37 protein-coding genes are annotated in these 24,479 nt (G+C 43.1%); 6 read left to right on the forward strand and 31 right to left on the reverse strand.

Features of this window, described 5'->3' with window-relative positions; genetic code table 11:
• Nucleotides 1–223 precede the first annotated feature (223 nt).
• Nucleotides 224–2,479, reverse strand: a complete 2,256-nt coding sequence (locus tag ACED42_RS15185) for a peptidase U32 family protein (RefSeq protein ID WP_371703167.1) — start codon at nucleotides 2,477–2,479, stop codon at nucleotides 224–226.
• Nucleotides 2,480–2,652: 173 nt separating this feature from the next.
• On the opposite strand from ACED42_RS15185, the gene ACED42_RS15190 reads away from it, so the two are divergent.
• From ACED42_RS15190 to gltS, 3 genes are all read left to right on the forward strand, one after another.
• Complete coding sequence (locus ACED42_RS15190) at nucleotides 2,653–3,243, forward strand: glutathione S-transferase (RefSeq protein WP_029224552.1); 591 nt, start codon at nucleotides 2,653–2,655, stop codon at nucleotides 3,241–3,243.
• A 255-nt stretch (nucleotides 3,244–3,498) separates the two neighbouring features.
• Complete coding sequence (locus ACED42_RS15195) at nucleotides 3,499–4,872, forward strand: patatin-like phospholipase family protein (protein ID WP_371703169.1); 1,374 nt, start codon at nucleotides 3,499–3,501, stop codon at nucleotides 4,870–4,872.
• Nucleotides 4,873–4,949: 77 nt separating this feature from the next.
• Nucleotides 4,950–6,173: a sodium/glutamate symporter gene (gene gltS / locus ACED42_RS15200; protein ID WP_371703171.1), complete on the forward strand. Its 1,224-nt coding sequence runs from the start codon at nucleotides 4,950–4,952 to the stop codon at nucleotides 6,171–6,173.
• A gap of 173 nt (nucleotides 6,174–6,346) precedes the next feature.
• Here the strand turns inward: gltS and ACED42_RS15205 are convergent, their stop codons facing one another.
• The 3 genes from ACED42_RS15205 to ACED42_RS15215 are packed head-to-tail and all read right to left on the reverse strand — an operon-like array spanning nucleotide 6,347 to nucleotide 7,338.
• The gene (locus ACED42_RS15205) at nucleotides 6,347–6,796 is read right to left on the reverse strand and encodes a GyrI-like domain-containing protein (RefSeq protein WP_371703173.1); all 450 of its coding nucleotides are present in this window, start codon (nucleotides 6,794–6,796) and stop codon (nucleotides 6,347–6,349) included.
• A 48-nt stretch (nucleotides 6,797–6,844) separates the two neighbouring features.
• The gene (locus ACED42_RS15210) at nucleotides 6,845–7,078 is read right to left on the reverse strand and encodes a hypothetical protein (protein ID WP_004733848.1); all 234 of its coding nucleotides are present in this window, start codon (nucleotides 7,076–7,078) and stop codon (nucleotides 6,845–6,847) included.
• An 8-nt stretch (nucleotides 7,079–7,086) separates the two neighbouring features.
• Entirely contained in the window at nucleotides 7,087–7,338 is a 252-nt protein-coding gene (locus ACED42_RS15215; protein WP_029223861.1) for a Rho-binding antiterminator, read from the reverse strand.
• A gap of 220 nt (nucleotides 7,339–7,558) precedes the next feature.
• Here ACED42_RS15215 and ACED42_RS15220 point away from each other — a divergent pair, with 220 nt between their 5' ends.
• A complete protein-coding gene (locus ACED42_RS15220; RefSeq protein WP_102258491.1) occupies nucleotides 7,559–7,924 on the forward strand; it encodes a cytochrome c in 366 nt (121 codons plus the stop codon).
• 79 nt (nucleotides 7,925–8,003) lie between these two features.
• On the opposite strand, the gene catB is transcribed toward ACED42_RS15220, so the two are convergent.
• The 4 genes from catB to ACED42_RS15240 all read right to left on the reverse strand — a co-directional run bounded on the left by catB (nucleotide 8,004) and on the right by ACED42_RS15240 (nucleotide 10,732).
• The gene (catB, locus tag ACED42_RS15225; RefSeq protein ID WP_017099903.1) at nucleotides 8,004–8,630 is read right to left on the reverse strand and encodes a type B chloramphenicol O-acetyltransferase; all 627 of its coding nucleotides are present in this window, start codon (nucleotides 8,628–8,630) and stop codon (nucleotides 8,004–8,006) included.
• A gap of 93 nt (nucleotides 8,631–8,723) precedes the next feature.
• Nucleotides 8,724–9,455: a glucose 1-dehydrogenase gene (locus tag ACED42_RS15230; RefSeq protein WP_012604011.1), complete on the reverse strand. Its 732-nt coding sequence runs from the start codon at nucleotides 9,453–9,455 to the stop codon at nucleotides 8,724–8,726.
• Nucleotides 9,456–9,543: 88 nt separating this feature from the next.
• Nucleotides 9,544–9,927, reverse strand: coding sequence for a nuclear transport factor 2 family protein (locus tag ACED42_RS15235; RefSeq protein WP_269337719.1), 384 nt, complete (start codon nucleotides 9,925–9,927; stop codon nucleotides 9,544–9,546).
• A gap of 88 nt (nucleotides 9,928–10,015) precedes the next feature.
• Nucleotides 10,016–10,732, reverse strand: a complete 717-nt coding sequence (locus ACED42_RS15240; protein WP_269337718.1) for an HAD family hydrolase — start codon at nucleotides 10,730–10,732, stop codon at nucleotides 10,016–10,018.
• 255 nt (nucleotides 10,733–10,987) lie between these two features.
• Between ACED42_RS15240 and ACED42_RS15245 the strand changes: the two genes are divergently transcribed.
• Entirely contained in the window at nucleotides 10,988–11,320 is a 333-nt protein-coding gene (locus ACED42_RS15245) for a PBPRA1643 family SWIM/SEC-C metal-binding motif protein (protein ID WP_017068336.1), read from the forward strand.
• Between the two features lie 105 nt (nucleotides 11,321–11,425).
• On the opposite strand, the gene ACED42_RS15250 is transcribed toward ACED42_RS15245, so the two are convergent.
• The 19 genes from ACED42_RS15250 to ACED42_RS15340 form a co-directional block, all read right to left on the reverse strand.
• Nucleotides 11,426–11,668 (reverse strand): hypothetical protein, encoded by a 243-nt coding sequence (locus tag ACED42_RS15250; protein ID WP_029223182.1) that lies wholly within the window; start codon nucleotides 11,666–11,668, stop codon nucleotides 11,426–11,428.
• Between the two features lie 196 nt (nucleotides 11,669–11,864).
• Nucleotides 11,865–12,233, reverse strand: coding sequence for an HD family hydrolase (locus tag ACED42_RS15255; protein ID WP_371703177.1), 369 nt, complete (start codon nucleotides 12,231–12,233; stop codon nucleotides 11,865–11,867).
• 53 nt (nucleotides 12,234–12,286) lie between these two features.
• Entirely contained in the window at nucleotides 12,287–12,703 is a 417-nt protein-coding gene (locus ACED42_RS15260) for a VOC family protein (RefSeq protein ID WP_009846821.1), read from the reverse strand.
• 110 nt (nucleotides 12,704–12,813) lie between these two features.
• Nucleotides 12,814–13,428, reverse strand: coding sequence for a LysE family translocator (locus ACED42_RS15265; RefSeq protein WP_012604019.1), 615 nt, complete (start codon nucleotides 13,426–13,428; stop codon nucleotides 12,814–12,816).
• Between the two features lie 49 nt (nucleotides 13,429–13,477).
• Entirely contained in the window at nucleotides 13,478–13,948 is a 471-nt protein-coding gene (locus ACED42_RS15270) for a GNAT family N-acetyltransferase (protein WP_017099895.1), read from the reverse strand.
• A 36-nt stretch (nucleotides 13,949–13,984) separates the two neighbouring features.
• Nucleotides 13,985–14,341, reverse strand: a complete 357-nt coding sequence (locus ACED42_RS15275; RefSeq protein ID WP_371703179.1) for a hypothetical protein — start codon at nucleotides 14,339–14,341, stop codon at nucleotides 13,985–13,987.
• Nucleotides 14,342–14,430: 89 nt separating this feature from the next.
• A complete protein-coding gene (locus ACED42_RS15280) occupies nucleotides 14,431–14,865 on the reverse strand; it encodes a GNAT family N-acetyltransferase (protein WP_371703181.1) in 435 nt (144 codons plus the stop codon).
• Nucleotides 14,866–14,942: 77 nt separating this feature from the next.
• Complete coding sequence (locus ACED42_RS15285; protein WP_371703183.1) at nucleotides 14,943–15,350, reverse strand: bleomycin resistance protein; 408 nt, start codon at nucleotides 15,348–15,350, stop codon at nucleotides 14,943–14,945.
• Nucleotides 15,351–15,399: 49 nt separating this feature from the next.
• Entirely contained in the window at nucleotides 15,400–15,813 is a 414-nt protein-coding gene (locus tag ACED42_RS15290; protein WP_371703185.1) for an NUDIX hydrolase, read from the reverse strand.
• 56 nt (nucleotides 15,814–15,869) lie between these two features.
• Nucleotides 15,870–16,715 (reverse strand): MBL fold metallo-hydrolase, encoded by an 846-nt coding sequence (locus ACED42_RS15295; RefSeq protein ID WP_371703186.1) that lies wholly within the window; start codon nucleotides 16,713–16,715, stop codon nucleotides 15,870–15,872.
• Nucleotides 16,716–16,733: 18 nt separating this feature from the next.
• Nucleotides 16,734–17,222 carry an N-acetyltransferase family protein gene (locus ACED42_RS15300; protein ID WP_371703188.1) on the reverse strand — a complete coding sequence of 163 codons (489 nt, stop codon included), beginning with the start codon at nucleotides 17,220–17,222 and terminating at the stop codon, nucleotides 16,734–16,736.
• Between the two features lie 80 nt (nucleotides 17,223–17,302).
• A complete protein-coding gene (locus ACED42_RS15305; RefSeq protein ID WP_371703189.1) occupies nucleotides 17,303–17,920 on the reverse strand; it encodes an RraA family protein in 618 nt (205 codons plus the stop codon).
• Between the two features lie 61 nt (nucleotides 17,921–17,981).
• The gene (locus ACED42_RS15310; protein ID WP_371703191.1) at nucleotides 17,982–18,458 is read right to left on the reverse strand and encodes a GNAT family N-acetyltransferase; all 477 of its coding nucleotides are present in this window, start codon (nucleotides 18,456–18,458) and stop codon (nucleotides 17,982–17,984) included.
• 218 nt (nucleotides 18,459–18,676) lie between these two features.
• On the reverse strand, nucleotides 18,677–18,886 hold the full coding sequence (locus ACED42_RS15315; protein ID WP_108085663.1) for a DUF3955 domain-containing protein: 210 nt from the start codon (nucleotides 18,884–18,886) through the stop codon (nucleotides 18,677–18,679).
• A gap of 231 nt (nucleotides 18,887–19,117) precedes the next feature.
• On the reverse strand, nucleotides 19,118–19,369 hold the full coding sequence (locus tag ACED42_RS15320) for a hypothetical protein (RefSeq protein ID WP_371703194.1): 252 nt from the start codon (nucleotides 19,367–19,369) through the stop codon (nucleotides 19,118–19,120).
• Nucleotides 19,370–19,597: 228 nt separating this feature from the next.
• Nucleotides 19,598–20,011 carry a GFA family protein gene (locus ACED42_RS15325; protein ID WP_017104354.1) on the reverse strand — a complete coding sequence of 138 codons (414 nt, stop codon included), beginning with the start codon at nucleotides 20,009–20,011 and terminating at the stop codon, nucleotides 19,598–19,600.
• Between the two features lie 306 nt (nucleotides 20,012–20,317).
• A complete protein-coding gene (locus ACED42_RS15330; RefSeq protein ID WP_017059214.1) occupies nucleotides 20,318–20,692 on the reverse strand; it encodes a VOC family protein in 375 nt (124 codons plus the stop codon).
• A gap of 65 nt (nucleotides 20,693–20,757) precedes the next feature.
• Entirely contained in the window at nucleotides 20,758–21,483 is a 726-nt protein-coding gene (locus ACED42_RS15335; RefSeq protein WP_371703195.1) for a pseudouridine synthase, read from the reverse strand.
• Nucleotides 21,456–21,617, reverse strand: a complete 162-nt coding sequence (locus ACED42_RS15340; protein ID WP_012604036.1) for a hypothetical protein — start codon at nucleotides 21,615–21,617, stop codon at nucleotides 21,456–21,458. The genes ACED42_RS15335 and ACED42_RS15340 overlap by 28 nt, the downstream gene beginning before the upstream one ends.
• A 208-nt stretch (nucleotides 21,618–21,825) precedes the next feature.
• On the opposite strand from ACED42_RS15340, the gene ACED42_RS15345 reads away from it, so the two are divergent.
• A complete protein-coding gene (locus tag ACED42_RS15345) occupies nucleotides 21,826–22,227 on the forward strand; it encodes a YkgJ family cysteine cluster protein (protein ID WP_371703197.1) in 402 nt (133 codons plus the stop codon).
• 53 nt (nucleotides 22,228–22,280) lie between these two features.
• Here ACED42_RS15345 and ACED42_RS15350 read toward each other — a convergent pair whose 3' ends face one another.
• From ACED42_RS15350 to ACED42_RS15365, 4 genes are all read right to left on the reverse strand, one after another.
• The gene (locus tag ACED42_RS15350) at nucleotides 22,281–22,682 is read right to left on the reverse strand and encodes an NUDIX domain-containing protein (protein WP_017059210.1); all 402 of its coding nucleotides are present in this window, start codon (nucleotides 22,680–22,682) and stop codon (nucleotides 22,281–22,283) included.
• A 228-nt stretch (nucleotides 22,683–22,910) separates the two neighbouring features.
• Nucleotides 22,911–23,291, reverse strand: a complete 381-nt coding sequence (locus tag ACED42_RS15355; protein ID WP_371703199.1) for an STAS/SEC14 domain-containing protein — start codon at nucleotides 23,289–23,291, stop codon at nucleotides 22,911–22,913.
• Between the two features lie 118 nt (nucleotides 23,292–23,409).
• Entirely contained in the window at nucleotides 23,410–23,907 is a 498-nt protein-coding gene (locus tag ACED42_RS15360) for an HAD family hydrolase (protein WP_371703201.1), read from the reverse strand.
• 43 nt (nucleotides 23,908–23,950) lie between these two features.
• Nucleotides 23,951–24,451, reverse strand: a complete 501-nt coding sequence (locus ACED42_RS15365) for an N-acetyltransferase family protein (RefSeq protein ID WP_371703203.1) — start codon at nucleotides 24,449–24,451, stop codon at nucleotides 23,951–23,953.
• Nucleotides 24,452–24,479 lie beyond the last annotated feature (28 nt).

Consider the following 24,479-nt stretch of genomic DNA (forward strand, 5'->3'; position numbering starts at 1 on the left):
GGGGATTATCTGCTAACTGCAAGATCGTTCAAGTCTTCTTAAACGATCGGCATTAACTCGATTGAGTGGCCTTTTGTTTATTGGTTCGCAGTGCTTATAAGCGGTTATAAACGGTTAAGACTTATAGACCTTGAAGCTGAACGCTCTTTGCTTTAGAAGCTATAAGCCGTGCAGCCTATAAATCTATAGACCTACAATCCTTGAACCCTATAGACCTTGCACCCTATAAACCTTGAACGTACTGAGCATTAGTTCGAACTTCAACCATCTGTTCTAGGTTCTGTTGTGAACCATCAACACCGTTAATCAAACCTTGGAAATGTTTAATCAGCTCTGCTTTGTCTTGTACTTCTTTCGAACCCGCGCCGATGTTGGTCAGGTCAATGAAGAATTCGTCGAACAGACCTGAGAAATCCGTTACAGCGTCATGGTTTAAGAACTGTTCGTGGTTGTAAATGCTTGGGTAGCCACCCTTCTGTTTATCAACCGCGAAAGAGATGCCTTTCACGTTGGTAATCGTGGTCGCTTTCTCACACTTCAACATACAACCCGCTTCGATGCTTGGCTTGTTACAACCCACGGTTCTTTGGAAGAAACACTGGCGGCTGGTCATCATCAAGATTGGGTGGTAGATGCTGTAGAACAGTTTGAAGTTCTCTGGGCGGCGAATATGACGAATCTGACCTTTGTTGATCTCGTTCGAAATGAAAGCACCGGCACAGTTCAGCTCTTCTTTCAGCGTAACCAGTGCGTGAGAGTTTGTGGTGTTCATGAACGGGCCTGCAACCCACTCAATTCCCATCTCGTAAGCTTTGTAAGCAATACCCGTGTTGTTGGTCACGATGCGAGCTGGCTTGATCTCTTCAAGAATACGAACCGCTTCGTCGTAATCTTTACCGATCAATACTGCTGGGAACCAAGGAATCAAACGTGGGTTTGCTGCCAAGATGTCGATGTACTTGTTACAACGCTTCTTGAAGCTTTCCGGCAGTTTGAAGTAAACATCCGCGTCAGTTACGTCACACAGGTGCAAGTCTTCCACATCAGCGATAAGCATCGACATGGTTGGCTTCTCGTTAACCTTTGGTTGCTGAGGCAGTGCTGGCACTTCAACGTGCTTAATCACTTTCACAGAACCATTTAAGATGAAATCGATTTCGTCTTTTAAGACCGACACTTCTTTCAAAGGAAGAATCAGACCTTCATCTAAGTTGTCGTAGTTACAGTTTTCAAGCGTATGAACCGCACTCTTCACTGATTTGAAACGCTTCTCAAGTAACGCCTGAGTAATCGAAGTCTCTTTAGCTGTTGCCAATAAGGATTGAGATTGAACCGTAAAGTTTTCTTTTGGTGTGTTCACTGTCACCGTAAATGGTTGACCCACCTTAGCGCTAAACGACAATGACACGGGTGTTTTACGAATATCAAGGAACTCGATCTTGTCGCGCATTTCACTGCCTAGGGCATTTTTCGCTTCATAAAGATCGCTGGTCACTTCTTGAATTTGTACCACTGAGATTTCATTGTTCTCTTTCGTCGCTTTATCAACGGCGTAGTTCATGCTGTTGTCACGAGGATTATCAATGAACATGTCTTTCGTTAGGTTGCCCTTAAGGAAAGAGTTAGTGAAATCACGGTTGAATACTTTGTGCAGGTTTGAATCGTCTTCGATCAACAAACCACTTTCTACAAAGCTATCAATTTGTTTGCGCCACGTATCAACAACTGTGTATACGTAGTGTGCGCCTTTGATACGGCCTTCAACTTTCAATGAGTCGACTTTCGCGTCAACCAATTCAGGTAGGTCGTAGTACGCTGAATTATCTTTCAGGTTCAGTGGAAACTTGTTTCCTGCATCAGTGATTTCGTATTCATCACGACATGCTTGGCTACAACGACCACGGTTACCTGAGTTACCCACACTTACTGAGCTCGAGTAACATTGGCCAGAGAATGCAATACACAAAGCGCCATGTACAAACACTTCGGTTAGAACATCGTGATCGTGTGCCACTTCCGTCAGCATTTTAATTTCTGGCAGGTTCAATTCACGAGACAAGTTAACGCGTGTTGCGCCAATTTTAGACAAGAACTTAATCTGGCCTTCGTTGTGTGTCGTTAACTGAGTCGATGCGTGAACATCTAACGATGGGAAATGCTTTTTCACCAAATCGAACAAACCAAGATCTTGGACGATGATGCCATCAAGCTTAGTGTTCACAAGCTGGTTCAACAGTTTAGTGATGCTCTTAATTTCATGCTCCAGCAGCACAACGTTAAGAGTCAGAAACACTTCACAACCGTATTCATGAGCAAGGCGAATCACACCATTCAACTCATCTAACGATAGGTTAGAGGCTCTGTTACGAGCGTTGAAGGTGTCTAAACCGCAATAAACCGCATTAGCACCCGCTACGATAGCGGCTTTAATCGCCTCTACATCGCCACCTGGGGCTAATAACTCAATCTTTCTGCTCATTTTTGAAGTCGCTCACTTACTTATAATTTTTAAGCCGCGTATTCTACCTACATCACGATCTCTTTACCACCTAACAACACTTTTCAAACCAAATGACCTCAATAATGCCAAACGAATCCGATTTACCTATCCTTTATTCTTTACGTCGCTGCCCTTACGCCATGCGCGGACGAATAGGCATCGCACTATCACAGCAAAAAGTGTTACTTCGAGAAATCGTTACCAAAGACAAGCCTAGTGAACTATTGGCCAGTTCGCCAAAAGGTACCGTTCCGGTATTGGTGTTGCCAGATGGACAAATCATTGAGCAGAGCTTGGATGTGATGAACTGGGCACTTCAGCAAAACGATCCTCAAGATCTTCTGCGTTCAAGTAATCCAACACTGAGCCAACAAGTCCACCAGCTCATCAAAACCAACGATGAAGATTTTATTGCCCACTTAGAAAAGTACAGAGCGTCTGTTCGTTACCGAAACATCGATGTTGAACTACGTCGACAAGCCTGCGAAGCGTTCATTAGTCAGTTAGAAGCGCTACTCACCGATCAGCCCTACTTTTTCGGAGAAACCCCAAGCTTAGCCGACTTTGCCGTGATGCCTTTTGTCAGCCAGTTTGTGCGGGTCGAAAAGAAGTGGTTTGTGCAATCTGAATACCAAAACGTAGGACGTTGGTTAAGAGCGCACTTGGAAAGTAAGCTCTACACCCAAGTCATGAAGCAATACCCTTTGTGGAATGAAACCAAGCAAGATTGTGTTTTTGGGTAGCATTAAGTCGCTATGAATTACACGAGATAACTTCAAATTGCTGAAGATAACTCCAAATTGCTGAAGATAACTCTAAATTGCTGAAGATAACTCTAGATTCCTGGAGATGACTGTAAACAGTTCTAAATAAGCTTGATTACCTCGAGATTGTTATGAAAATCGTGACACTGAATTGCAGGTGGCGCCATTGATGGCATATTAGATATCAACGAAAATAGCCTTTCACTCAACCTCAACGTTAGTTTGAAATGCGTTATGCCAAAAAACAAAGTGAATACGTTCAACACACCTAGTCCCGATTTTAAAGGGTTCGCGAAAGTTTCACTGTTAGTGGCCGTCTCGCTTGCCCTTTCAGGCTGTAGCGCGAAAAACAAAGCAACCAACACAGGCCAATCTGCCGCGCAGCAGAATCACGCCTACACGGCGAAGAGCTTCAATAAACCCAATAGCAAAGTCACGTTAATCCTCTCTTTTTCTGGTGGCGGCACACGTGCGGCAGCGCTTTCATATGGCGTGTTGCAAGCATTGCGCGACACCAACATCCAAATCGATGGTGAAACGGTCAATCTGTTAGATGAAGTCGATATGATCAGCTCGGTATCCGGTGGCAGCTTTACCGCCGCCTATTATGGTATCTATGGCGACCAGATATTCGAAGATTACGAAGAAACGTTCCTTTATCACGAAGTCTCGAAAGATCTGTTTTCCATCCTTTTATCTCCTACTTATTGGTTCTCGTACGCCACCAGAACAGACAAAGCCACCGACTATTACAAAGCCAACATCTTCGGCGAAAGCACGTTTGCCGACATGCACCGAGAAAATGCGCCCTACATTGTGATTAACGCAACCGACATTTCAACGGGTTCGCGTTTTTCATTCACACAAGAGTACTTTGACCTGATTTGTTCAGACTTAAACAGCTATTCCGTCTCTAGCTCGGTGGCCGCCTCTTCTGCTGTCCCTTTTGTATTTACTCCTGTCGTGCTTGAGAACAAAAATAACTGCAACAAAACAGAACACATACAACCCTCATTCGACCCCACCAGTTACCGCAACCGAAATCTGATCAAGTCGTTAGAGTCATATAGCAATAAGGATGACGTGAGTTATCTCCACCTTGTGGATGGCGGGATTACTGACAACCTCGGTTTGCTGTCGGTGTATGAGATGTCTGAATACTTGCGTTACAACGACAATGAAGAGCTGAAAAACTTGTACGACACCCAGCACGCGCGTCCTATTGTCATCATTTCGGTTGATGCATCGACGAACCCAGAATCTGGCATTGGAGAGTCGATTGAAGCGCCTTCCATGAAACAAACGGTGGACGTCATCACCGATATCCAGCTGCATCGCTATAACGACACAACAAAAGATTTGATCGTCGACGAGTTGCAGTCTTGGTCGGATCTGGCCTCTCATCAAGGTCGTAAGGTTTCTCCCCACTTCATTGAGATAAGCTTGAATAAATCAGACAACAGTGCCAAGCGATACTTACTCAATCAAATTCCGACGGACTTTATGATAGACAAAGAAAACGTCGACCTATTGATTGAAGAAGGTAACAAACAACTTGTTGCCGATCCGGAATTTCAAAACTTCTTATCATTTGAATATAACAAATAATGCTAATCTAGTTGCTTATTAAAGCCCAATCTGGCAATCAAAAATCACGTCATAATTTCACCTTTACAAGGATCACTATGGAATTTGAAAACAACATCTTACATCTCGGGTCATTCTTTGCAGTGACCATGGGGATCGTGGTTCTATTTATCGGTCGGAGGCTCAATCAGGTCATCGGTTTTTTGAAAGAGTTCAGTATTCCAGAACCTGTCTCTGGCGGGATTTTGGCATCGCTTCTGTTCGCGGCTCTTTACACGACGACCTCAATTGAAGTGCAGTTTGATCTGTTTGCTCGCGATGTATTGTTGGTCTACTTCTTTACCACGATTGGTATTAACTCAAGTTTGAAAGACCTGTTCAAAGGCGGAAAGCCCTTGGTCATTTTGCTAGCAATCACTATCTTCTTCATGATCATGCAGAACATCGTCGGTATTTCTGTCGCATCAATGTTTGGCCTAGAGCCTGTCTTTGGTCTACTCAGCGGAAGTATTTCACTGATTGGCGGACATGGCACCGCGATTGCTTGGGCACCCAAGGTTGCAGAAGAATTCGGCCTAGAAAGCGCAATGGAAATTGGTATCGCCAGTGCAACGTTCGGGCTGATTTTAGCCAGCCTTATGGGCGGTCCTATTGCAAAGTTTCTCATCAAGCGTCATAACCTCAAACCTACCGATGAGCAATCAGGCTCAATCGATTCAAAGGCCAAAAAGCAACAACAAGCTCTCACATCATTTCAATTTTTGGACGCCGTATTAGCGATCCATATTTGTGTCATTGTCGGCGCGTTGCTTAATGAATTGATCAGTCAAACAGGATTACAACTTCCACTGTTCGTATCGTGTTTGTTTGCGGGTATCGTGATCACCAACGTAATGCCAGACTCCTACCCAAGAATCTCGGGCGCAAAATGGCCGACACGCTCGCCCGCTATCGACCTAATTGCTGAAATCTCCCTGGGTACATTTTTGGCGATGTCACTAATGAGCATGCAGCTTTGGACGCTCATTGACTTGGCGGGTCCTATCTTCGCGATATTGGCAATGCAGCTGCTACTCGCGGTGATAATCAATATCTTCATCGTGTTCCCATCAATGGGTAAAACCTATGATGCGGCTGTTGTATGTGCTGGGTTCGGAGGGATTTCGTTAGGTTCAACACCGACAGCCATGGCAAACATGTCGGCAGTAAGTCAGAAGTATGGGCATTCAGCACAAGCCTTCATCATCGTGCCATTGGTATGCGCGTTCTTCATTGATTTAGCGAACGCCCTGATTATTCCTTACTTCATGAGAATGATGTAGCTGACCTTTGTTAAGACGGTAGACCACAATTTGTTAAAGCGGTGTACCGCAATTTATTTAGACGGTGTACCCCAATTCATTAAAGCGGTGTACCCCAATAAAAGGAGCCGCTCGTACAGAGCGGCTCTTTTGCTAATGACTAAATTTGACTATCACTAACGACAACCCAAAGCTTATTGAATCGCTATCGAAATCTCGACTTCAGTTTCGCCTTTGTAAAATTCAAAGTCTGTCGTGTAAGTTCGAACATGTGGGCAATCTGCTGCGTTGAAGTACGCCCACACTTCGCCCCATAAATCGATGACCGCTTGAGGAAGTTCACCTTCAGCAGAAAACGTCAGATATTTACCTGCTTCAATTTCGGTTTCAACTAGCGCATCTAAATTGTTATCGGTGAGTGCGCTAGTACAAGCGACGACATCAAATTCACCCGTAAAGTCAGACTCGTAATTGGTGTAGACACCATACACTTTTGAATCTGGTGTCAGCTTAGGAAAAGCTTGATCGAAAAAACCTTGCCATAATTGACCTATCTTTGCTTTTGTTGGATCAATCTCATCGGTATTAGTGGTTCTTACTGAAAACCCGTACGCCTTTACGGCTTCAATCGTTTCTACTTTCATTCGTTTTATTCCTAAGCCAATCGACGTTTTAACTATGTAAAATCTTAACTAATCTTGTATCTCTTTGTGGCCACACTTTTCACAGACAAGATGACGAGAAAACTCATCCATTGACGCGATAAACGGGCCAAGGAACCAACCTTTTATCATGCCTGCCCAAAACTCGCTTCGCTTTTGGTTAGGTTTGTCTGCAAACGCACTGGTCTTTCTGACCAACACAACAACGTGTTGTGTGTCTTCTCTGCACGCGGTGCAATAGCATTGTTCTATGGTGTTATTCATTTGAAAGCCTATGACGTTTTGAATGAAATTTGCTGAAAATGAGGATTGTTGACACAGACTTCTAGTGTGGAAAGATCAGTGAGTACGACAAGTTGTTCTACACCTTGAATACTGACCTTAATGCACTCTTCACGGCTATCATTGCGTTGAGTATCTAATCCGACACATTCAATCTGCTCGCCAGACTTCAGCGTTAATTTGATTGGGTATCGGTGCATACACACAATCTCAATATAATCGTAATCGTTGCAACTAATCATAATACCCCTCCAATTCATCCACCACGCTAATGCGACACGCCATACTATGCAATATGCATATAATCAATCATTTACCCAAATCACATTGATGTTCGTCCGAAACTAAACTTGCTTCTAAACCTACTTCTAAACTTAGCTTAATCCAGCTTAACCCATTCACGTTTCTTCTACTCACGCCTGCTTATTCTTTCATTGTTAAATAATAATCGAGAACAAAACAATGAAAACCATGAACCATTTACACGTGTTAGCTTTTTTAGGCTTAGTCGCTTCAATGATGACGTTTAATGCAAGTGCAGCCTCAGAAATCGATGCGAGGCACTTTGCCAATGGCAAAGCCAAATACACGCAGCTTTGTCGGGTGTGTCATGGCGACAAAGGACACGGTGATGGCCCCACTGCCGCTTCATTGCCACACAAGCCCGCCAATATCGCTAATAAACTAGGCGGCTTTTTTACCAGTCCAAGTTCTTTGGCGGATGACATTTTAGAAGGTAACGTAGAACAAGGTATGCCAGCATGGCAAGGTGTTATCACAAAGCAAGACGCGTTAGATGTCTTGTCATATATAGATTCAATTCAGTAAATTTTCACTTGTTTGAGCATTCTTGTATAAACACCATGAGGGGCTACATTGTCACGCGTGGCTATATCGGGGACTGCGATTACTTGATCGCTTTCCAATAATGATAAAGCCCGTTGATATCTGAAGAGCACATCAACGACATCGCGCCTTTGATCTGTTCTTCGCTCCACTCCCACCATTTCATTTCTAACAACTGAGCAATCTCAGTGTCATCGAATCGATAACGGATATGACGTGCAGGGTTTGAACCGACAATCGAGTATGGCGCTACATCTTTGGTCACAACCGCTCTACTCGCGATAATCGCCCCGTCACCAACCTTAACACCACTCATGATCATCGCTTCTGTACCGATCCACACATCATTACCAATCACAGTATCGCCAGAGCGTTCAAAGCCGTCGATCGCACCTTCAAACTTCTCGTCGTCTTGATAGAAAAACGGGAAAGTGCTGACCCACTGATTTTGGTGGCCTTGGTTTCCCGCCATCATAAATACGGCACCTGAACCAATCGAGCAATAACTGCCGATGATCAACTTGTCGATGTCTGTTCTATCAGGTAGCAGATAACGCGCACAATCATCAAAGCTGTGATTGTGGTAATAACCTGAATAGTAGCTATGTTCGCCCACGATGATGTTTGGGTTGGTCACTTGTTCTTTCAGTGACTTTCCGACAAACGGGCTCTCAAAATAGTTTTTCATGTTTGTACTCTTAGTTTCGTTCTTTTAGTTAGGTACTTGTGTTGCGTGTTGATGGTATTAACTTGTTTATCTTAGTGCAAAGGCCAACGTGCCCTACCGACCGCCTGCAATATCAATAAACGAGCCGGTGACATACGAAGCCTCGTCCGATAATAACCACGCGATAGAGTTAGCGACTTCTTCTGGTGTGCCACCTCGTTGTAATGGTAACTGCGAAGCGAGTCTGTCTACGCGATCAGGCTCTCCGCCGTCTGCGTGCATCTCAGTATAAATACAGCCTGGCCTTACGCCATTCACTCGGATATTGCGTGAAGCCAATTCAAGCGATAAGCCTTTGGTGAGTGAATCCATCGCACCTTTCGATGCTGCGTAATCCACGTACTCAAACGGTGCGCCCGTTCGCGAAGCAGCAGATGATACATTCACAATAGAACCCGCACCGTCAGCTTGTTTAATAAAGGCTTTACTGCAAAGGAAGCAGCTTGATACGTTCGATTTCATCACCTTTTCAAAGCGATCCAATTCGATGTCAACCAAAGGTGACTGGGTAAACAAGATCCCGGCATTATTGACCAAGTGAGTCACTGGGCCTAGCTTATTACGTGCAATCTCGAATAAGGATTTCACGTCCGATTCAACAGACACATCCGCCCGAACACTGATAGCGGTTCCGCCTTGTTCACGAATATCATTAACTAGCTCTTCCGCTCGCGATTCATTGTGTATGAAGTTAACGCATACGGCATAACCTTTACTGGCCAACAATTTAGATGTCGCCGCGCCAATGCCTCGGCTCCCGCCTGTTACAATCACTACCTTGTTCAATGAAACCTCCTAATGCCACTTGTTTGTTATAACCTGATTATTCGATACGACCTGGTTTTTCGTTACAAACTGATCGTATCGACACAAACTAATTGTTCGATACAACCTGAATCCACTGCGATCGCCAAGCCGGCGCTTCGAATGGGTCTGGCCAAAACTCAGTTTGCTTTTGAATTAAGCCATCAACAACCGTGTGAAAGGTGATCACTCGGTCTTTCAATACACTGTCTGTAACCGAAACGTCCGTTACTACCGTATCACCTTCACAGACAATTGAATTGAGCGTGAACTCCCAAACACCATTGGCTGGGTATTCAGCATTGATTGCCGTGAAGTTGTCGCGCCCTACCGTCAATTCAGACGACTGAGGCCAATAACCTTTAAAATCTGTGGCTAGCCATTCACTTGCCTTTGCAAAATCGTTGGTGCGCATTGCATCCCAAAATCCTAATACCACGTCTTTTGGTGTCATTATTCTTCCTTAAAGTCATTTACGTGTGGTGATTTTTAAACGTCGGCTTCGTTATGTGTACGTTAGCTTTCTATACGTACTTAGTTTTCTATGCGTACTTACCGATGATCGTTAAAAGATCATCGACACTGTTAGCAATGTAGTCCGGCTTGGTTTGCCAATTTTCAGGTTCAGAACGGCTATAACCCGCAGCTACCGCGATCACTTTTGCGTTCTTACCCAGTGCTACTTCAATATTGCGAGCAAACTGTGTATCCGCTTCATGGTCACCGATATACATCAAACACAGTTCTTTAGAGTGAGCTTCACCAAATATGTTCTCAACACACTTCATGCCGCCAAACGGATGCGGTTTTTGATTACCATTCGATACATCGTCATAGCCAACAACTGACTTAAACACCCCACCGATACCGTAGCTATCGAGTACAGTTCGAATATTCAATTGAGAGTTTTGCGAGCAAACCCCATGAGGAAGGTGCGCGAACTGACTGATCACGGTTTCCATTCCCTCAAACAAGGCTACGGGAGTTTGATTTTGCTCTTGATGCTCTGCCCACATACCACCAGCGATCAACATTTCATCATGAGACATCCCATAATAGTCGACATACAAGGCTTGCCAGTTTTTAGCACCGTGGTTGGCTTCGTGATAGAGTGCTTCACTCAACAAATATTTGGGTAAATTATCACCTGATAAGTGTGGCGCGACCACAGAGATAATGTCTTTGGTTATTGCGATGTTTTTTGGAACTGAATTGACTAAGGTTCCATCGTAATCCCACAGGATGGCATCTAGCTTCATGGTGTATCTCGTTGTTTAAATTGACGATTTCAATTTATCACTTGAAGCCCTGTTGAGGGAAACCTTATTGTCTTGAATTTGAAAATTAGTCCAATCCGAACAATGCTAGAGAGCAAACCGTTACTAGCAAACAAAAACCAAACAGCGTTTGCTCACATCACTGCTTTATCAATTGCAATATATGCGTATAATCCCCGCTCCATTGCGCTATCGCCATTAAAAATAGCGCCATTCAACATTTTTAATGAGTACCCAATGTCGAAACTATTTTTCAAAGGCCGTATCGAAACAAGACAGAACCACGTTCTTGCTGGCTACAACGTAAACCGCGATGTAAAAGCGGGTACTGAAGAATCTCCAATCGCTGTAATGGTTCAAACTGAAGCGCGCAAAGCAGAAGTTGAAGCACTAGCCGCTGAAAATACTATCTTCGTTACTGTTACAGTCGACGCAGACAAAGAAGAGAACACCATCGAGCTTGATACTCTACTGAACAAGCCAAAAACGATGACATTTGAAAAGACCCCTAACCGTAACGACCCATGTTCTTGCGGCAGCGGTAAGAAATACAAGAAGTGTTGCGCATAAGGCTTCTCACTCAAAACTGCCAATAGCACGATGAGTTAAGTAATATCTAACGGGAAGATCATTGAGGTCTTCCCGTTTTTATTTGCCTAAGCCAAACTCACAAACTCAGTCGAGGTTGTCTGGTGTATTCAAATATGTTCCACATTGGGTACATTTGTAATCACCTGTCGCGCCCGAACCTGTAACACCAAAAGATAGAAACTCCGATAAAATTCGTTGGAGTAAACTCGGTTCTTTATCTTCAGCTTGTGGTGCCTTTTGCACTTGGCTACTGAACATCGTGTACCTATGCAGTGTAAGTTTCTTACAGTTACAGCAGAACGCTCTCGTCTTCTCACTTCCATACATAATATCTATAGCCTTAACTCAAAGCACAAATTCAACACATGGCAAATATGCCACATGTTGAGTTAAATCTATATATTTTCATAAAGTTATGAGCAAATTAGCTCGCTACTCTAAAGTAACACTATGAATTCCCGGGTTTAATTTAAACGTTGTTAGGTGAAACTTGTTTGCCATTACTTGGCAAGATAGCTAACTTTTACTTTAATAGCCCTTTGTCCGCAGCACCTTCAAGTTGCACTTCTAGTTCTTTCCATAGAGCACGACTGCCTTTAGAGATACGCTCGCCATTAAAGGTCAGTACTTTGTCTTTGGATATGTTGTAAATGATGGTGTCTCCGGCATCGATTTCCCCAAGGTCATGTATCAGTAACATCTTCATCACTCGCGTAATATCGATTTGTTCATTGGCATAGTCTTTCAACATAAGAGCGCTCAAACAGACGTGCCAACTGTGTTCGGCGGAGTTTTCATATCGATCCAATCCAACTGGTTTTGTCTGTCGATGAACATCCTTTAATTGTTCAATTTCGACCATGAATTTTAGAATGCCTTTGATTTCTTCCACGATGAGCTTCCTTTAATTGAGCTTGAGCAACACACGAATGAGCCTTAGCTTATCTACCTGTTAGCCATAGGGTGTTCAGGGTTTAACTGAAGCAGATCCCACAAGTTACCGTAAAGATCTTCAAACACAGCAACGGTACCGTAACCTTGCTCTTTAGGCTCTCGGACAAAGTTAATGCCCAAAGACGTCATGCGTTCGTAATCACGCCAGAAGTCATCGGTGTTTAAGAATAGGAATACGCGTCCACCAGCTTGGTTACCGATGAAATCGTGTTGCTCTGGCTTGGAAGCTCTAGCAAGTAACAGGCTCACACCGGTTGAATTTGGTGGAGCAACAACAACCCAGCGTTTATCTTCTTCTGGTAAATACGTGTCTTCGATGAGATCAAACTTAAGCTTGTTTACATAAAAATCAAGCGCTTCATCGTAGTCTTTTACCACGAGTGCAATGTGGACAATATTCTGTTTCATAACATACCTTGTTGGGGTTTTAGCTACGTGGAATGATGCCATGAAGCAGGCAAAGACACTAGGTGTTAACACTTAGTTTGGTGTTATGGTTAAAACAGTCCTAAGAGTACTCATGTTTTAGTTGCTAGCAAAGCACCGCAAGTCGCCAAAAAACCACCTGATAACCTGTTCAATAGCATCTTTGCTGAGCGCCCTTGAAATACAAAACGAGCTTTAGAGGCAGTGCAAGCATAGAGACTCAATACTCCACCTACAGCTACAGTTGAAATCACCAAAATCATCATCACATCTGTTGTGGTAAATGTTTTTAGGTCTATGAATGCGGGAAAGAAACCCATGTAAAACAAAATCGCCTTTGGGTTTGAAACTGTCATCAATAAGCCGATAGTCACGCTTGAGGCTTTCGTTCCTTGCTCCGAAGATGTACTCGATGATTCACTAACATCTGACGTCCATGTTGTGTAAGCCAACCAAAACAAATAGGTAACGCCTACATATTTAATTACCGTAGCAAATTCACCCATTGCGCTAGCTAAAGCTGATAAACCAGACAAAGCTAAGAATATAAAAATGTAATCCGCGATTAGTACGCCAAGCACCACTAACAAGCCTTGTTTCCAACCAAAGCTTAGAGACCTCGACAGAACTGCGAGAACGCTGGGTCCCGGTATGGCTGCAGATAGTAACATCGCAACAAATAGAGCTATTCCTGATGTAATTGACATGTTCCCTCCCTAGATCGTTTGTCGTTCGACAATTAACCTATTTATGTGACTAAACGATTTGACCGCGCATGATAAATTGCGGGCCTGCTGCGCCACCTAAATACTGTTCATTGGTATCTTCGAAGCTGCCTTTCTTATAACAGTTGAATGCTGCGGGATTTTTGCAATTCACGGTTAAGTAAATCAACTCATACGCTGAGTAATTCGCTTTTAAATATGGAAACAAAGCTTTGACCGTGCCCGTTCCTAAACCTTTACCTTGCTGGTTTTTATCAAGCACAAAAGCTCTTAAGCCAATACTTCCTTCAGGGCAGAATTCGTAGTGCTCTGCGTAAGCGATATCCAGCTTAAAGAAACCAACAACTTCGTTATCAGACTTAATCACGTGCAAGTGCGTCGTTTCACTGCCGTCTAATAAAAACTCTGCAGCTGTACCAGCGAACTTAACCTGTTCATCGGCGAGTTGGATGGCCTGAACTAACGCCACATGTGATTCTTGAAGCCTTTCAATAGTTATCATTGTTGTTCCTTCTGTATAACACGCACGAAAAACCGACTAGAGCTCATCGCTAGTGTCTCGAGAACCGTAGTTTGGGAAGTTGATATTAAGAACGTTATCATCCTCAAGTGTGAATAGAACGCTTCCATTCTCGACACCAGTTTCGTTCCTATCTGAACAACCTAGAAACAGCTCCCAATCAAACGAATATTGAAGGCGGTATTGATTCGCATTGATGTGTAGAACGTCTTTGATTTTGATACCGTTCACCACATGTGCCATATCATCGATGTATGACAGATCAGGGATTAACTTTTCTTCGAAATCACTCTTATGCTCGGTTAAGAAATTGAGCAGCTCAGAACATAACTCGGAGCCTTGAATCAATGGTTTAGACAGACTAAAAAACAACATTTCTAAATACTCCAAGGATTGTTTTGATATTGGGAAGATGCGCGCGAACCTGTTACAAATTAACGCTCAGCCAACACTAACCTTTAAGGCTAAACGTTACTATTATCCGAGCTATTAAACGAGTACATTCGAACTTCATCTCGAGGAAACCAGCCCAATTTTTCGTAAAACTGTTGAGCATTGATGTTGTCGTTATAGACAAACAAGTGGGTCTTCGGGATGCCTAACCCTGCAAGGGCGTTGACCGCCTCTGCGACAAGCTTACAACCTAACTTGTGCCCTCTGAAGTTGGCCAAGACAGCTAAGTGTTGTAAATACCCACGACGTCCATCCGTTCCGACTAACACAGCGCCAATGATCTCGTTGTTATTTTCAGCCACAAAACTCAGACCAGGGTTACGATCTAAATAGCTCGCAATGCTTTCTTTCGAATCGGCATCGCGAATACTCATGCCTTCTGTCTGGCACCACAACGCGATCACTGAGTCGTAGTCTGAAATGTCCATTTCCCGAATGTTGACCACTCTACTCTCCTTGTTTATACGGGTACTTAGTTAGCCGTGTTTCTCGTAATAAATGAGTAGCTAATAATACTTATGTGTTAACGAATATCTTGGCAGAACCTAAAGAGATAACCATCTGGAGTTTGAACGATGAACTGCTTCTGAATCGCGATCGAACCCCCACATTGATAAGACTTCGACTCTAACGCTAAGTAAATAGAATCAGCGGCGCTTTCGTTAACTCTCTGATAAAGTGGTTCGATATCGATAACATCCCATTGAAAGTTAACGCCACGCCCTAAAGGAAATTCCAGGTCACCTGAAAGCCATTTTCGACTTTTGCCCGCCATCCCTTCAAGCATCACATCAACACCATCAAGCGTTAGATAAACAAACTCTTCATCTGGGCGCTCGTATTTCACTTCAAATCCCAACACATCGACAAAGAAGGATTGGCTCACATTAATATCGAAACAATAAAGCTCAGGAACTACTCGTAATGTCATCATTGATCCTTTAGTCATTCAATTAAAGATATGAGGAGAATCTGTTTTACTAAGCTAGCTTCCCAAGGATGACCGGATCGCTCAACAGATTCGTCAGAGGAAGAAACAATGGCTCAGGTAACTCATCTAGCTTAAACCATTTCCATTGCTTACATTTGTCAGGCTCGGTCACCTGTGGTTCGCCGCTAGCATCAGAAGCAACAACAAACAGCGTTATATAATGCTTGTTCTCTTTCTCGAAAATATCATTGGTAAAAGAGAGCTTCTCAAATGCATTAACAACCAAGCCAGTCTCTTCGAGTGTTTCGCGTTTGGCACACTCTTCAATGCTCTCACCCCATTCAAGGTGTCCGCCCGGCGTAGCCCACGTATAAGCGCCGTGAGAACCAATTCGTTCTCCAAGTAACACTCGCCGTTCACGTAGAATAACCGCAGCGACACCTACTCTTACTTCCTGACTCACTTAAAACTCCTTAATTCTTACCAAGTGACAAACGTACAGCTAAGGTTTGACCAACGCTACACATGAATACGCCGACCTATCGGCATTGCTTCCAAACGCTCGCCTAATACTTCTTTCAACAGGCCATAAGCTTTCTTGCCTGTGCAGTGCCCTGTATACAGTTTATCAATGGGGTATTGAGACAGCGTCAATCCAAGCTCTCTAATGTCTTGCTTTGTGCCACCAATACTATTGAACAATGGTAAGCCCACTAGATGGAAGCCCCCGACAACCGCTTTTATTCTATCTCCTGGGAACAGAGTAACCGCTGTATCAACCATATTAAGAACGCCACTATGCGCACATCCCGTGAATATAACTAAACCATCTGGCTCTTTAATCACTAACAGTAATTCATGATCAAATGAGTCGCGCTCCCGTCGATTTTCCGACTGTGTATAAAGGTATTTATTACCCTTAGGTTGTTCGTGTTTCACGCTAATATCTGTGATAGCAAAGACATTTGGGGCGATCTCAGTAGTACGATTAACGAAGACTAACCGCTCGTTGCTGTTTTCTAGTAAGTCCGGATTGATCCCGACATCACTTTTGAAACCGAAAGCCCGGAAATGATAGCTTTTCTGTTCGCAATTTTTCAGAAACACTTTGGCTTTAGAGTTATGAGCAACAAAATCAGCGGTGCCATTACAATGATCATGATGCCTGTGTGATATGACAGCGAGGTCTACATCTTTAATATCAATACCCAGTAATGGTACGTTTTGACAAAACGTATCGCCACTTCCCATATCGAACAAGATCTTTAGCGATTCAGTTTCAATATGCAGTGATAGTCCGCGCTCAACGGCTAAATCTTTCCTGTTATCCAGTCGAGAGTTGTCAACCAGCGTCGTTATTTTCATAGTTCCCTTTTGATTCATTTACGAATCGCACATTGCCCAACGGAAATAAGGTCTTTGATCATCCATTCGCTCAACCTCTGCACCCAACCTTTTGTAGAAATCATGCGCTTTCTTATTATGTGGACTTGCCGTCCATGAGATGTGAGAGGCATATGATGACTCCGCTTGTGACTTTAAAGCCAACATAAGTTCATGGCCATACCCTTTTGATCTTTGATTTCCTGTTACCAATAGGTCGTCAAGCCAGATTGATGGCTCTCCACTGAAGGATGAATATCGATAGTGATACAGTGCGAAGCCAAAAGGCTCACAATTCCGTTCCAATATTAATGCATGGGCAAATGCGTAATCACCGAATAATGTGCGTTCGATTTTCTCTATAGTTGTCGAGATTTCACCACTAAACCCTTTCATACTCCGGTCAAAGTCAGCTTTTTGTTCAATAAACTCTAACAAGACACTTGAGTCTTCTTTCGTCGCAGTCCGTACGATCACTCTCTTCTCCATGGATGAATTTATTCGTTGTCGCCTAACGCCTGTTAATTGATGACAAATGCCACGTGTTACAAATCAGCTTGCTGCACCAATTAAGTTTTTTGTTTCGCAGACGTTATTGCTTGGGCTATTTTAGCCCTATGACTCGTTTCCCACTCAGCGAGTGTTAATGAAGCTTCGTCACTTGCTTTCTTTGAAGCCATTAGAAACACTTCGTCTTTTCTTGATTTAGGAATAACGACAATACCCTCTGCATCAGCAACAATGATATCTCCCGTAGACACCTTTGCTCCCCCGCAAGTGATCGGAGCGCCCAATTCAGAATAGATCTCTTTCTTTCCCGGTACTGGATGAACACCTTTCGCAAAAACTGGAAACTTCATATCTGAAATTTCAGTCAAATCTCGAATGACACCATCAATAATAAAACCTTTGATACCTCGACTCTTAGCGACTGCGCATACATTACCGCCGGCTACTGCATATTCGCTATCAACTCCATCCACTACAATGATGGAACCTTCTGGTGCTTCGTATATGGCTGAATGAAGCATTAAATTATCACCAGACGTTAACTGGGCAGTAAACGCTTCTCCAAAAATTGGCGGCATTCCCTGCCAAAGAGGACCAATGCTAAAGTTAATAAAGTGGTCGTTACTCAGTATGTTTCCGTAATCGGTTGTCGCAAGTTTTGAAAAATCTGACTTCATATTTTCGCTCCATGTTTGAATGAAACCTGCCGGTCTATGTATGTTGCTTTATCTGTTGAGGCTACCCGCTTAGTTTCTTAGACATATTGAAACCGGTAACCTCAAAGCCAACTTCTTTGTACAACTTAAGCGCCCGCTCATTATGATATGCGACCCTCAGTTTTATTTGATTGATACCAATAACAAGTAGTTGGGTCTCTAACGCAGAAATTGATTGAGTACCATAACCTAGGCCTCGATGTTCATTCGAGATGAAGAAGTCATAGATAAACGTAGATTTATCCCCAATATTGACTGAGTGCCAAAGGTAACCCACAAGCTTACGTTCACCATCGACTTCAGCATCAATGCATAATAGCGAATGCTCATTGCTCTCTAGTCCATTAGGGAAGCTGCGATGCAAGTCCTTCTTTGCCAATTCGACTGCAACGTCTAAAGAATGCCCATAGTTTCTAGCTATTTCCTGACTGTAATCGTCAATAAAATACTGACAATATGCTGGATATTCGTCTTGGCGCATTCCTCTAAGTACTACCATGTTCATCCTTTATAAACGTTGAATTCAATTAGTAACATAACGCCCGCTTGAGCTGATTACAACGCTACCAATGATCTCAAATTTAACACCTAACCCACTGAAGTTAAAACGAGTGGAAACACCAATGCCGCCGCATGCCAAAGGTGCCACGCGTACCGAATCACGCTTAAGTTGTTAGTGATCACAAAACACCTTCGTGTACTCGTAGCTTAACTGGATTACTGGCACTTTTTATGTCTAACGAAGGTCACAACCAAAGCAACCAACGCCAGTAGCTCAAAAAGCCAAAATAGAGGAATAAGCCCGAATGGCTCAACCAACACACCATTTTCATCTACGTATGAACCTATGGTGTTATAAGCAATGAAACACAAAAGACCACTAACGCAGAAAAGGAAACTGATTTTATACTTACGGAGAAAATTCATCGGAGCCTCGACATTTGAATATCTAAAATGTCAGACACTTTGTAAGAGAACATGGTTCACTCGGATAGGCATAATTGGATAGACGAGTTATCGCCGATTGAAGTAGCTGACATCGCGATCACCTCACTCATTGTGCCGAAAACACTAAAGTTGATTCTAGCTGGAAATGCCAATCGTTTAGCATCATTTTTATATACCGAAATGGATAATAAACACTTGTTATGTGCTTTTTTATTGAGGCTTATCTTCTGGGTTATCACGATACCAGGCTTCGAGCAGTTCCCGACCATAGATGACTTCTGTCTGCATATGCATGTAAAGAAGGAATGCAGCTAATAGAAAACTAACTCCGTTCAACCACCTTAATGCTTGTTTACGCTCTGCATCATAGAAAAACATACTGACACCAACAAGGCAGAAAGGATAACAACCTATAAGAAGTAACAACCAGCCAAGGTAGCTTGATATTGCCATATCTGTCATTTCTGCCCCCCTAAGAGCCGTTAGAAAACTCAGTGTACTTTAGAGTAACCATTCAACTATTAGCAGTTCACACAATCGAGTTTCGAGTCACTTCAAATTGGGGGTTGATGCTGGGACGTTAAGCGTGAGCAACACCTAACCGAAACCATTACACTGCAAACACAAAACTCGACGCAACTGAAAATACCGAGTGTTGGGAATTAGTCTTAAGCCAACAAAAACTAAGTGCTACTCTCCACTTTCAAAGTGGGCAAATACTTCTGCACCAGTCATATTTTGTGTTTCATTTTTAAATTCGTAGTATTCGGGCTTTTCATCAATAAATATCTGATGAGTTAGCTTGTAGTCATCCCCAGACATCAATAATCCGACAGGAAGGTGATACTGATTATTTGGCACTAAAAAGTAAAACAAATGAGTACCACATTTACTGCAGAAACCTCTTTCTGCCCAATCGGATGACTTATATCTCACTACATTTGATTCACCTGATATTTTAACTGAATCAGCGCAATCAATGGCTAACATCGGACCGCCCGACCAATTTCTACACATACTACAATGACAAGCCCCCAATTCATTACTGGCGTACTCTACTTCCAACTTAACCGAGCCACATAGGCACTTTCCTTTACCTTTCATAAATCCTCCAATCTTTGCAATGTGTGTAAAATGAATAGCAGATAACGCTTTTTATACCGATGACTTAATAACAAAGGCTATTTTTTGTTTCCCTTCTCCGACAAATACACGGCATACTTTTTAGAGATCCAGTTATGAATATGAAGCCCTGTTTTACGAACAAGATACCAATCTATAGCAACTAAAATCACCAAACCGATTACAGTTCCCATTATAAAACCTCCATGCTCATTGAATTGTCACTCTAGCAAATAGGACAGAAAAGCACCGTGAACCTAGACATACTATCAATGCAAGTTGGATGAATTAACGCGGCCTGATGTTTTCAGCCACACGCCACAGCACACCACTTGGGTCAGTGATACAAAATTCAAGCATTCCCCAAGGTTGCTCAACAACCTCGGAAACCGTAACTTCAAATTCCGACACTACATTAGAGTTTTGGATGTGTTGATACCAACTTTTTACGTCTTCAACCAGCAAGTGCATCATGTAATTGTGACAGTGCGCAGGTTCATAAAAGTTTTGCAAAAGGAAGGCGCAACTGCCGTGTCGTAGATAGGCGATATCGTGAAATTCAGACATCACTTCGAAGCCGATTGACTGGTAAAAACGCTTGGATAAATCGAAGTCTTTCGCGGGTACGAAAGACTTAATTTCTGAGACTTTGAGGTTTTCCATCCTACATCCTTATAGTGTTGATATTCTGATCCTGACACGCTTAACGCTTTAAGTGGTTACAGCGTTTATTCAGAGTCCTGCTGAAATGAGTCGACTTCGGCTTTAGTTAGATAACGCCACTGACCTGCTTCAACATCTAAACGAACATCACCAATCTGCTCACGGTGTAGTCCAACAACTCGATTCCCTACCGCAGCAAACATTCGTTTCACTTGATGAAACTTGCCTTCAGTTATGGTCAACAGCACTTCTTTACTGGTAATCACTTCAAGCTCTGCCGGACGCGTCGGCTTTTGTTCGCCCTGCAATTGAATACCCGCTTTGAACTTGTCTGCGACATCATCTTTGATATCTCGTGACAATGTCACGCGGTACACCTTCTTACATGACTTGGTTGGCAGAGTGATGTTGAATGACCATCGCCCATCATCGGTAATCAAGACTAAGCCTGTGGTGTCGGCATCTAAGCGCCCTGCTATGTGCAGTTCTGATGCTTTGTCTATCTCAATGTGGTTGAACAGCGAGGGATAAACTTCATCGATATTGGAGCAAATAGTACCCGCAGGCTTGTGCATTAGGAGGTATCGAAATTCACGCAACTTAAGCGGCGTGCCATTCAACAAGATGGTGTTGCTTTCATGAACCTGAGCTGATTCATCGGTGACCGTCTCGCTGTTTACGTTCACCTCGCCATTATGGATGCGTTCAATCGCTTCAGGCTTAGTTAGGTCAGTGCTTTTACATAGGTATTTATCAAGGCGCATTAATCGTCGGCACCACATTTTGCGCATGGCTTATAAGTACGTTCGCCTTGAGCAATCACCACATAGTCTCTAACGCAGTTATCACATAGCGCCAATTTTGGGTAAGCGTCTTTCTGTTTCTTTGCGTTGATGTCGCCTTCGGTGGTGTATACGGTTCTCATTTTTATGCCTTGTTTTAATAACTTGCTAGGCGCAAATTGTATCACTGTTTACAGCCTTGTTTGGAGTGGTGTTAGGTAGTTAAAGTAATATTAAGTACTTCTATTTTAGGCTCCCTTTCCGAAACAGTTTAACCATGAACAACAAAGTCAACGTGCCACGCCTATCAGTGGTAAAATGATAAAAACTCACCAACCAATGAAGTCACTAATGAAAAATTGTAATCAATGCGGGAAATGCTGTATCAAATACGGAGATGGTGACCTTGCCGCAACGCAAGAAGAGATTGATTTGTGGGAGTTGTTCAATCCAGACATCTTTGAATATGTTCGAGGGAACGAGATCTGGTTCGACCCTGAATCTGGTGAACGTTTAACTCGCTGCCCTTTTCTGGAGCTAGTTCCGACGAAAAACACCAAGGATCAAGCCAAGTACACATGCAGTATTTACTTAGACCGACCAGAAGATTGCAGACACTACCCAAGCCTGATTAATGAGATGGTACGAGATGAGTGTGAAATGATTGAGGTGGTGGATTTACAAGACACGCAGAAAGCTCAAAGGAAACTCGACCTATTGATGAAAGACAGCCGCCCTTCAAGCTATTCGTAAGCGATGATCTTTTGAAAATCAATCTTCAGCATTAGCTAATAGCCGCTAAAACCTTAAGCCAAATACTGGTTCGCTTCTAACCAATCAAGCGCAACCAGTGCCGCCAATGAGCATACCGCTCTGTCGTTGCCATCAACAAACTTAAGTTCTTCGATTTCAGCATCTGGAGACAGTTCGCCAGTATAATCAGCAAGATAGCAAGTCAATTGCACCGATACGCCTTCCGCTTTTCCATCAGCTTGGCCTGTAAACGTTTCAACGTATTTGATTGAATCAGGCACTAAATCTACGGAGATCTCTTCTTTTATTTCGCGAACCAGTGCTTGCTCGTCACTTTCGCCAGCTTCACGCTTACCACCCGGTAGGTAGAACAGTTCTTTGCCTTTTGATCTCACCATCAACAGCTTGCCGTCTTTGATGAATATCCAAGCCAGCTTATCAATTACCTTATGCATGTCGTTAGACCTTATGTCTGTTTTAGTTCTCGTTATTACTGAATCTAGCCACACCATTAGTCGCGACCAAACAAAGCCAAGGTATGTTACACGCTGCAATGAATATACTCTATTGAATCGAATAGGAAATATCATTGCCAAACCGAAAAATGACAGCGTTCGAGACAATGCTCGTCAACTGTCATTAGCGTTGTTTACGGATTGCTTTCTAGTTGTTCGTAGATAGAATCAATCAACTAGCCACTTAAGCGCAGAATCATGGTCTTCGAATGACTTAATCTCACCAGACACAAACCAGCTCCCTACTTTTGAAGCGAATTCTTGCCAGCTTTTATCACCATAAATCGCGATTTTGTCTATCTTCGAATTGAGCTCTAATCCCAGTTTGAAATCATCCCAAGCAGCACGTAACTCCCAACCCTTTAAGTTAGAGATATCGACCAGCATCTTGAGTTTAGATGAATCGAGTTCTTCTAGCGTGGTATTTAGAATTGGCATCATTGCTTGATAGTCATCGTGTGTGAGTTTGCCTTTCGCTTTAAACACAACGATGGTTTCACCGCTAACACGTTCAATTCCAACCGATATTCCGTGACGTTCGAAACTCATAACCTAGCCCTCATAGTGGAAACTAGACTTAGCTTAGAGGATTAGACAGCAAAGAGATGAGAGATTGGCGTCAAAACAGACAAGCGCTTTATCTGAACTTAATATCAGAGAATTAATCTCACTTCTCCAACAGTTCGCTTAGGGATTGAACTTGCACGATACGCGGATGCTCTGACTTAAGCTCAACTCCTTCCGTGTTCAACCACACCGCTTTCAAACCCGCTTCAAGTGCTGGGTAAATGTCTTTCTCTAGAGTGTCGCCAACCATGGTGATGTCTTGTGGTACAACACCGAGCTTAGAAATAATGGCAGGATAGAACCCCGACTCGAACTTAGAAAAGCCAATGCTCGCCTTACAAAAGTAACCCAAGATAGATTGAGACAGGCCAACGCGCTCAAAGGCACGAATGATGTCGTCTTTACTGGAATCACCAGCATTGGTGGCAACGTAGACTTGATGATTTTTGGAGAGTTCAGCCAGTAATGCACGAGCACCACTCACTTCTTGTACCGTTTCCCAGTCACACATCTTCCCTTGTGCGTCTGGGAAATCGACCATCAGCGTATTGCCCCAGTCGAATAAGACTATTTCTGTTAATTCGATTAGCTTTGTCATCTTGCCTCCTGCATACGATGAATTATCTAATGTTCAAGCGAGCCTATAGAAACTTCTCGATAAGGATCTCGTCAAAGTACTGATCGCCAATCTTACCGTGTTTTTTAGCCGTTCCGACGATTTCAAAGCCTTGCTTAATATAGACCGCTAAAGCGCGTTCGTTATCTGCTCTTACATAGGCAAACAGCTTTTCATAACCTTTGGCTTTGGCTGCTTTAAATGTGTAATCAAATAACTGTTTTGCAACGCCCTGCCCACGGCTATTTGCATCAACATAAGTGCCAATAATACCAACGTGGTCAAAGGCCTTAGTGTAAGTAGCAAATGGTTCTACATTCTGAAAACCAAGTAACTGGTTGGTCGTTTCGTTGACTGCAACGCTAAATACACCACGTTTTGGGAACGACTCAATGAATGTCTTTTCTTCATTAACAGTAAAAGTTTGGTCCAAGATTGTATAACGCGCTTCGATAATGATTGGATTTAATACATCAATAATGCCTTGTGCATCTTCTACCGCGACTTCTCTGATTGTTAAGCTCATACTTCTCTACCTTTTTATTGCTTTGGGC

This window comes from Vibrio sp. FF145 (assembly GCF_041439075.1).
Taxonomy (GTDB): domain Bacteria; phylum Pseudomonadota; class Gammaproteobacteria; order Enterobacterales; family Vibrionaceae; genus Vibrio; species Vibrio tasmaniensis_A.

Bases quoted from the DNA above. Each gene is read 5' to 3' on its own strand.
- ACED42_RS15360 (WP_371703201.1), bottom strand. From the start codon at position 23,907: ATGACAAAGCTAATCGAATTAACAGAAATAGTCTTATTCGACTGGGGC.
- ACED42_RS15265 (WP_012604019.1), bottom strand. From the start codon at position 13,428: ATGTCAATTACATCAGGAATAGCTCTATTTGTTGCGATGTTACTATCT.
- ACED42_RS15185 (WP_371703167.1), bottom strand. From the start codon at position 2,479: ATGAGCAGAAAGATTGAGTTATTAGCCCCAGGTGGCGATGTAGAGGCG.
- ACED42_RS15305 (WP_371703189.1), bottom strand. From the start codon at position 17,920: ATGAAGTCAGATTTTTCAAAACTTGCGACAACCGATTACGGAAACATA.
- ACED42_RS15210 (WP_004733848.1), bottom strand. From the start codon at position 7,078: ATGAATAACACCATAGAACAATGCTATTGCACCGCGTGCAGAGAAGAC.
- ACED42_RS15195 (WP_371703169.1), top strand. From the start codon at position 3,499: ATGCCAAAAAACAAAGTGAATACGTTCAACACACCTAGTCCCGATTTT.
- ACED42_RS15355 (WP_371703199.1), bottom strand. From the start codon at position 23,291: ATGAGTTTCGAACGTCACGGAATATCGGTTGGAATTGAACGTGTTAGC.
- ACED42_RS15220 (WP_102258491.1), top strand. From the start codon at position 7,559: ATGAAAACCATGAACCATTTACACGTGTTAGCTTTTTTAGGCTTAGTC.
- ACED42_RS15330 (WP_017059214.1), bottom strand. From the start codon at position 20,692: ATGGAAAACCTCAAAGTCTCAGAAATTAAGTCTTTCGTACCCGCGAAA.
- ACED42_RS15295 (WP_371703186.1), bottom strand. From the start codon at position 16,715: ATGAAAATAACGACGCTGGTTGACAACTCTCGACTGGATAACAGGAAA.
- ACED42_RS15235 (WP_269337719.1), bottom strand. From the start codon at position 9,927: ATGACACCAAAAGACGTGGTATTAGGATTTTGGGATGCAATGCGCACC.
- ACED42_RS15260 (WP_009846821.1), bottom strand. From the start codon at position 12,703: ATGAAACAGAATATTGTCCACATTGCACTCGTGGTAAAAGACTACGAT.
- ACED42_RS15315 (WP_108085663.1), bottom strand. From the start codon at position 18,886: ATGAATTTTCTCCGTAAGTATAAAATCAGTTTCCTTTTCTGCGTTAGT.
- ACED42_RS15345 (WP_371703197.1), top strand. From the start codon at position 21,826: ATGAAAAATTGTAATCAATGCGGGAAATGCTGTATCAAATACGGAGAT.
- gltS (WP_371703171.1), top strand. From the start codon at position 4,950: ATGGAATTTGAAAACAACATCTTACATCTCGGGTCATTCTTTGCAGTG.
- catB (WP_017099903.1), bottom strand. From the start codon at position 8,630: ATGAAAAACTATTTTGAGAGCCCGTTTGTCGGAAAGTCACTGAAAGAA.
- ACED42_RS15350 (WP_017059210.1), bottom strand. From the start codon at position 22,682: ATGCATAAGGTAATTGATAAGCTGGCTTGGATATTCATCAAAGACGGC.
- ACED42_RS15270 (WP_017099895.1), bottom strand. From the start codon at position 13,948: ATGATAACTATTGAAAGGCTTCAAGAATCACATGTGGCGTTAGTTCAG.
- ACED42_RS15340 (WP_012604036.1), bottom strand. From the start codon at position 21,617: ATGAGAACCGTATACACCACCGAAGGCGACATCAACGCAAAGAAACAG.
- ACED42_RS15240 (WP_269337718.1), bottom strand. From the start codon at position 10,732: ATGAAGCTAGATGCCATCCTGTGGGATTACGATGGAACCTTAGTCAAT.
- ACED42_RS15275 (WP_371703179.1), bottom strand. From the start codon at position 14,341: ATGTTGTTTTTTAGTCTGTCTAAACCATTGATTCAAGGCTCCGAGTTA.
- ACED42_RS15310 (WP_371703191.1), bottom strand. From the start codon at position 18,458: ATGGTAGTACTTAGAGGAATGCGCCAAGACGAATATCCAGCATATTGT.
- ACED42_RS15325 (WP_017104354.1), bottom strand. From the start codon at position 20,011: ATGAAAGGTAAAGGAAAGTGCCTATGTGGCTCGGTTAAGTTGGAAGTA.
- ACED42_RS15335 (WP_371703195.1), bottom strand. From the start codon at position 21,483: ATGCGCAAAATGTGGTGCCGACGATTAATGCGCCTTGATAAATACCTA.
- ACED42_RS15205 (WP_371703173.1), bottom strand. From the start codon at position 6,796: ATGAAAGTAGAAACGATTGAAGCCGTAAAGGCGTACGGGTTTTCAGTA.
- ACED42_RS15285 (WP_371703183.1), bottom strand. From the start codon at position 15,350: ATGACATTACGAGTAGTTCCTGAGCTTTATTGTTTCGATATTAATGTG.
- ACED42_RS15320 (WP_371703194.1), bottom strand. From the start codon at position 19,369: ATGACAGATATGGCAATATCAAGCTACCTTGGCTGGTTGTTACTTCTT.
- ACED42_RS15215 (WP_029223861.1), bottom strand. From the start codon at position 7,338: ATGATTAGTTGCAACGATTACGATTATATTGAGATTGTGTGTATGCAC.
- ACED42_RS15245 (WP_017068336.1), top strand. From the start codon at position 10,988: ATGTCGAAACTATTTTTCAAAGGCCGTATCGAAACAAGACAGAACCAC.
- ACED42_RS15300 (WP_371703188.1), bottom strand. From the start codon at position 17,222: ATGGAGAAGAGAGTGATCGTACGGACTGCGACGAAAGAAGACTCAAGT.
- ACED42_RS15365 (WP_371703203.1), bottom strand. From the start codon at position 24,451: ATGAGCTTAACAATCAGAGAAGTCGCGGTAGAAGATGCACAAGGCATT.
- ACED42_RS15250 (WP_029223182.1), bottom strand. From the start codon at position 11,668: ATGTATGGAAGTGAGAAGACGAGAGCGTTCTGCTGTAACTGTAAGAAA.